This window comes from Methylobacterium aquaticum (genome assembly GCF_001043915.1).
GTDB lineage: Bacteria > Pseudomonadota > Alphaproteobacteria > Rhizobiales > Beijerinckiaceae > Methylobacterium > Methylobacterium aquaticum.
The window spans coordinates 61,026-67,266 of the sequence record NZ_LABX01000072.1 but is presented as its reverse complement, the minus strand read 5'-3'; the positions used below and the strand labels follow the sequence as shown (position 1 = coordinate 67,266).

Below are 6,241 nucleotides of genomic sequence, written 5' to 3'. Positions count from 1 at the left end.
TCAATCTCGGGTACCCGAACGAGTACGACCGCTCCCTGGGGCACACCGGTGCGCACCTGATGGTGCACGGCTCGTGCTCGTCGCGGGGCTGCTTCGCGATGACGGACGAGGCGATCTCGGAACTCTATGCCGTGGTGCGGGAGGCCTTCGCGGGCGGCCAGCGCGCCGTCCAGTTCCAGTCCTACCCGTTCCGTATGACGCCGGAAAACATGGCCCGGCACCGGCAGGACCCGAATATCGCGTTCTGGAGGAACCTCAAGGAGGGGTCCGACCGGTTCGAGGTCACGAGGGCCGAGCCGGGCGTCGGCGTCGCCGATGGCCGATACGTGTTCGATGCCGGCGACGAGGCCACGGCTGGCGCGGTCGCGCGGAAGCAGGCGGATGACGAGCGGCAGGTCGCCGCCCTCGTGGCGAGCGGGACGCCCGCCGTCCGGCTGGTGTACGAGGACGGTGGCCAGCACCGGTCGTTCCGGGAGACCATGATCGCGGCCGGAGGCGGTCTCGGCGAGGTGAGCCGCCCCGAGGCCCTGGCCGCAGGGCCGCGTGAGGTCGCCATGACGGCCTCGGGCCCGGTTGCCGTCGCCGGCAAGCGCGAGCCGGTCCGGGGTGCGGTGGCACTCAAGCCGGCGGGGCCCGGCAGGACCGAGGCGGAGCGCCAACGCCTTTTGAAGATCTTCGCCGCGGCAGGGTCCGGTCAGGAGTGACGATCCTGCGTCCATTACTCCGCCGGGGCTGAACCGATGGCCATCGACGCCTCAAGCGTGGGCTTCCTCGCGGCCTTCGCGGCCGGCGCCGTATCGTTCCTATCGCCCTGCGTGCTGCCTCTCGTTCCGGGCTACGTGTCTTACGTCGCCGGGCAGTCGGCCGCCGGCGAGCGCGACAGCCTTCGCACGCTCGGCCTGAGCCTTTGCTTCGTGCTCGGGTTCACGACTGTCTTCGTCGCGTTCGGCGCGGGGGCGAGCGCGCTCGGCTTCGCCCTGCTCGCTCATCGCGAGACGCTGAACCTCGCCTCCGGCTTGCTGGTGATCCTGTTCGGCCTGTTCACTGCCGGTCTGCTGCGGCCCGCCTGGCTGCAGCGCGAGCTACGCTGGCACGGCGATCCGCCGGGTCGGGGACCCGTCGCTGCCTATCTCCTCGGAACGGCTTTCGCCTTCGGATGGACCCCATGCATCGGTCCCGTCCTCGGTGCCATCCTGGCGGTCACGGCCTCCTCGGCCTCGGGCAAGGGCGTCGCCCTGCTCACCGTCTACTCGCTCGGGCTCGGCGTGCCGTTCGTGGCGGCGGCCCTGTTCCTGTCCGGCTTCGTCGCGCGCCTCCGGACCCTACGCTGGTTCGGCCGTGCGCTTCAGCTCGTCGGCGGGGGCGTGATGGTGGCGATGGGGCTGCTGATGGTCACCGACCGCATGACCGATGTGGCCTCCCTCATCATGGAGACCTTTCCGGCGCTAGGTCGGATCGGCTGAACGGAGAAGACATCGAGGGGCTCGGGCTGCCCCTCGATGCCTGCGGCAGGCGGGCTATTCGGCGGCCTGCCGGAACGGCGCGGCGCCATCGGCGTCCTCGTCATGGCTGACCGGCGGCGTGGCGCGGGCGCCGCCGAAGCGCGCATAGAGGGCCGGCAGGACGACCAGGGTCAGCAGGGTGGCGCTGATCAGGCCGCCGATGACCACGGTCGCGAGCGGCTTCTGGACCTCCGCGCCTGTCCCAGTCGCCAACGCCATCGGAACGAACCCGAGCGAGGCGACGAGGGCAGTCATGGCGACGGGCCGCAGCCGGGTCATGGCGCCCTCCAGGATCGCCTCTCGGCGGGGGCGTCCCTCGGCGACGAGCTGCTTGATGAACGTCAGCATCACGAGGCCGTTGAGGACCGCCACCCCGGACAGGGCGATGAAGCCGACGGCGGCGGGCACAGAGAACGGCATGCCGCGCAGCCACAGGGCCGCGATGCCTCCGGTCAGGGCGAGCGGCACCGCACTGAACACGAGGAGCGCGTCCCGGACCGAGCCCAGGGCGGAGTAGAGCAGGAGGAAGATCAGGAAGAAGCACGCCGGCACCACCACCGTCAGCCGCCGCTTGGCCGAGGCGAGGTTCTCGAACTGACCGCCCCAGGTCACGTAGTACCCGGGCGGCATCCGCACCTGCTCGGCGACCTTCCCCTGGACCTCGGCCACGAGCGAGCCGATGTCGCGCCCGCGCACGTTCGCGGTGACGACAACGCGCCGCTTGCCGTTCTCGCGGCTGATCTGGTTCGGTCCCTCCGAGACCGAGAAGCTCGCCACCTGCTTCAGGAGGACGGAGGTCGAGCGCCCGTTGGGCCCGGGCGGCAGCGGAACCGGGATGTTCTCCAGCGCCTCGCGGTCCTCGCGCACCTTGTCGGTGAGCCGCACCACGATGGGGAAGCGCCGGTCGCCCTCGAACAGGAGGCCCGCCTGCCGGCCTCCGATGGCCGCGCCGATCACCTCCTGGATGGCGCCGGTGCTGAGCCCGAGGCGCGCGGCCTCGGTCTTGTTGACCTTGATCTCCAGGATCGGAAGGCCGGCCGTCTGTTCGACCTTGACGTCCTCCGCACCCTGCGTGCCCCGCAGAATGTCGGCGATGCGGTCGGCCGCTCGCGTCATCGGCTCGAACTCGTCGCCGAAGACCTTGACGGCAAGGTCGCCGCGGGCCCCGGCCAGGAGTTCGTTGAAGCGGAGCTGGATCGGCTGGGAGAACTCGTAGACGTTGCCGGCGAGCCGGCCCACCCCCTTCTCGATCTCCTCTTGCAGCTCCGCCTTCGACAGGCCCGGGTCGGGCCACTCCTCCTGGGGCTTGAGGATGACGAAGGTGTCCGAGGAGTTCTGCGGCATCGGGTCGGTGGCCACCTCCGCCGTGCCGGTCTTCGAGAAGACGTAGGCGACCTGGGGGAAGCGTCCGATGGCCTCCTCCACCTTGAGCTGCATCGCCTGGGACTGCGACAGCGAGGTTGACGGGATGCGCAGCGCGTTCAACGCGATGCTCTTCTCGTCGAGGGTGGGGATGAACTCCGTGCCGAGCCGGGCCAGTAGCGCGCCGCTCCCGGCGAGCAGCAGCAGGGCCAGCGCCACGAAGGCCAGCGGGGCGCGAACCGCGGCACCGAGCATCGGGCGGTAGACCGCCTTGAGGGCGCGGATGATGAGGTTGTCCTTCTCGGTGACCTTGCCGGTGACCACGATGGCTACCATCGCCGGGACGAAGGTGAGGGAGAGGACGAAGGCCGCCGCGAGGGCGATGATGACGGTGAGCGCCATAGGCTCGAACATCTTGCCCTCGACGCCGGTGAAGGTCAGGAGCGGCACGTAGACCAGGATGATGATGGCCTGCCCATAGAGGGAGGGCTTGATCATCTCCTCGGTCGAGGCCCGCACCGTGGTTAGGCGCTCCTCCATGGTGAGGACCCGCCCGAGGGCGTGCTGCCGCTCGGCGAGGTGGCGCAGGGCGTTCTCGGTGATGATCACCGCCCCGTCCACGATGAGGCCGAAGTCGAGCGCCCCGAGGCTCATCAGGTTGGCCGAGATGCCGGCCTCGACCATGCCGGTCGTCGTCATCAGCATCGCGACCGGGATCACCAGGGCAGTGATGACGGCGGCGCGGATGTTGCCAAGCAGCAGGAAGAGGATGACGACGACGAGGGCCGCTCCCTCGGTGAGGTTCGTCGCCACGGTCCGGATGGTTGCCTCGACGAGACGGGTCCGGTCGAGGACCGTCTGGACCTCGATGCCCGGCGGGAGCGAGCGCCGGATGTCGCGCATCATGGCGTCGACGGCGGCCGCGACCGTGCGGCTGTTCTCGCCGATGAGCATCAGGGCGGTTCCGACCACGGCTTCCTGGCCGTTCTCGCTGGCCGAGCCGGTGCGCAGGTCGCGTCCGATCCGCACCTCGGCAATGTCCTTCACCCGGACCGGGACGCCGCCGCGGGTCGTGACCACGACGTTGCCGATCTCGTCCATGCTCTCCAGGCGGCCGGAGGAGCGGACGACGTAGCCCTCGCCGTTGTCCTCCAGGTAGCGGGCGCCTTGGTTCGCGTTGTTCGCCTGGAGCGCCCGGGCGACGTCGCCGAAGGACAGGTCTAGCGCGGTCAGCTTCGTCGGGTCCGGCTGGACATGGTACTGCTTCTCGTAGCCGCCGATGCTGTCGACGCCGGCGACGCCCCGCACGGTCCTGACCTGCGGCCGGATCACCCAGTCCTGAACCGTCCGCAGGTAGGCCGCGCGCTCCAGCTCGGTCGCGAGCCGCTGCCCCTCGGGCGTCAGATAGCTGCCGTCCGCCTGCCAGCCGGGCTTGCCCGGGCGCGACGCCTTCCGCTCGCCGGGCGCCGCGTAGCGCACGGTCCACATGTAGATTTCGCCGAGGCCGGTCGTGATCGGCCCCATGTGCGGCTCGATCTCCGACGGCAGCCCTTCGCGCGCCTCGCTCAGGCGCTCCACCACCTGTTGGCGTGCGAAGTAGACGTTGACGTCGTCGGCGAAGACCGCCGTGACCTGGGAAAAGCCGTTGCGCGAGAGGGAGCGGGTGTATTCGAGGCCCTTGATGCCGGCGAGCGCGGTCTCGACCGGGTAGGTGACCTGCTTCTCGATGTCGAAGGGCGAGAGCGCGGGCGCGACGGTGTTGATTTGCACCTGGTTATTGGTGATGTCGGGCACTGCGTCGATGGGCAGCTTCGTCAGGGCGTGGACGCCGAAGCCGGCGGCCAGCAGCGACAGGAGCACGACGAGCCAGCGCTGACGGACGGAGAAATCGAGGATGCGGGAGATCATGTCCGGTCTCCTGCTCAGTCGTCGTCGCCGGCTTCGGACTTTCCGAGCTCGGCCTTGAGGAGGAAGGAGTTGGCGACCGCGATGGGGTCGCCCGGCTTCAGGCCGGAGACGACCTCGTAGGAATCGTCGTCCGAGCGCCCGAGCTCAACCTCGCGCTTCTCGAAGCCTTCCTCCGTGCGCACGAAGACGACGCGCTCTCCCCCGACCGACTGCAGGGCAGCCTTCGGGACGCGCACCTCGACCGCGTCGTGCGCGATCTCGACCTCGGCGGTGACGAAGGTGCCGGGGCGCCAGGCGAGGTCTGGGTTCGGCAGGGCGACGATGACCCGGGCCGAGCGGGTGTCCGGGTTCAGGAACGGGCTGACGAAAACGACCTTGCCGTCGGCATGGCGGTCGCCGCCTTCCTGGGCCGGGGTGACCGCGACCGGTGCGCCCTCCCGCACCTTGGCAAGCTCGGTGGTCGGCACCGAGAGTTCGATCCAGACGGTCGAGAGGTCGGCAACGGTGTAGACGTCGGCCGGGTCCCCCTCTCCGCCGACCTTCGTCCCGACGTCGACCTTGCGCTCGACGATGCGGCCGGCGAGCGACGAGCGGAGCTCATACCGGCGCAGGGTGGACTGGTTCGGCGTCGCCTCGTCCCGCTTCTGCGCGGCCGCGACCTCGGTCGCGCTCAGCCCCAGGGCGGAGAGCTTCTGGCGGGAGAGGTCGACGCGCAGGGTGGCTTCCGTATAGGTCGCCTTGGCCTGCAGGTAGACCTGCTCCGACGAGATGCGCTTGTCCCAGAGCGCCTGCTGCCGGTCGTAGTTGGTCTTCTCCAGCTCGGCCCGCACGGAGGCGGTGAGGTACTCGCTCTTGGCGTCGGCGACCTCCCGGCTTTCGAGGACGGCGACGACCTCGTCCTTGGCGACCCGGTCGCCGAGACGCTTGCGCATCTCCGCGACGGTACCAACGACCCGGGCCGGGACACGGGCGATCCTGTCGGTGTCGGGGGTGATGGTGCCGGGCACCAGGAGGTGCCGGGCGAGGGTGCCGCCCTCGACCTTCACGACCGAGATGTCCTGCCCCGAGACCTGCTCGGGGGCCATCTTGATCACGCCCGCCTCGGCCTCGGCGTGCCCCTCGGCCGCCTCGTGCCCGTGCCCTCCGGGAACCTGGCCGTGGGCCTTTTCGGGGGACGCGGCGCCCTTGTCGTCATCGTCGTCCTGCCCGGCCCCGACCCTTGCGGGCTCGGGCTTGGCGGGAGCCGGGCCCGCAGCGAACGCGAACAGGTCTTTCGGCAGGCCGGCGGCGGATAGGCTGTCTTGGACGAAGCCGGTGACGGCGGGGACGGCGGCACCGATGGCGACGCCGGCGGCCAGGAGGACCGCGGAGAGGAGGATACGCATGGGGGCCTGCTCGGACGGGCTTCCGTTCGACGCGGGGAGGCGTGCGCGGTCGGACCCGTATGTTCACGTGAGGGACCCGGCACC

The 6,241-nt window shown here is 70.2% G+C and carries 4 protein-coding genes; 2 read left to right on the top strand and 2 right to left on the bottom strand.

What is annotated here, in order from left to right; translation table 11 throughout:
• Both VP06_RS10555 and VP06_RS10550 read left to right on the top strand, forming a co-directional pair.
• On the top strand, nucleotides 1-704 hold a 704-nt coding region (locus tag VP06_RS10555; protein ID WP_048463722.1), incomplete at its 5' end, for a hypothetical protein.
• 36 nt (nucleotides 705-740) lie between these two features.
• The gene (locus tag VP06_RS10550) at nucleotides 741-1,463 is read left to right on the top strand and encodes a cytochrome c biogenesis CcdA family protein (RefSeq protein ID WP_048463721.1); all 723 of its coding nucleotides are present in this window, start codon (nucleotides 741-743) and stop codon (nucleotides 1,461-1,463) included.
• A gap of 54 nt (nucleotides 1,464-1,517) precedes the next feature.
• Here VP06_RS10550 and VP06_RS10545 read toward each other — a convergent pair whose 3' ends face one another.
• Both VP06_RS10545 and VP06_RS10540 read right to left on the bottom strand, forming a co-directional pair.
• A complete protein-coding gene (locus tag VP06_RS10545) occupies nucleotides 1,518-4,772 on the bottom strand; it encodes an efflux RND transporter permease subunit (RefSeq protein ID WP_048463720.1) in 3,255 nt (1,084 codons plus the stop codon).
• A gap of 14 nt (nucleotides 4,773-4,786) precedes the next feature.
• Nucleotides 4,787-6,157: an efflux RND transporter periplasmic adaptor subunit gene (locus tag VP06_RS10540; RefSeq protein WP_048463719.1), complete on the bottom strand. Its 1,371-nt coding sequence runs from the start codon at nucleotides 6,155-6,157 to the stop codon at nucleotides 4,787-4,789.
• Between the last annotated feature and the right edge of the window lie 84 nt (nucleotides 6,158-6,241).

Bases quoted from the DNA above. Each gene is read 5' to 3' on its own strand.
- VP06_RS10550 (WP_048463721.1), top strand. From the start codon at position 741: ATGGCCATCGACGCCTCAAGCGTGGGCTTCCTCGCGGCCTTCGCGGCC.
- VP06_RS10545 (WP_048463720.1), bottom strand. From the start codon at position 4,772: ATGATCTCCCGCATCCTCGATTTCTCCGTCCGTCAGCGCTGGCTCGTC.
- VP06_RS10540 (WP_048463719.1), bottom strand. From the start codon at position 6,157: ATGCGTATCCTCCTCTCCGCGGTCCTCCTGGCCGCCGGCGTCGCCATC.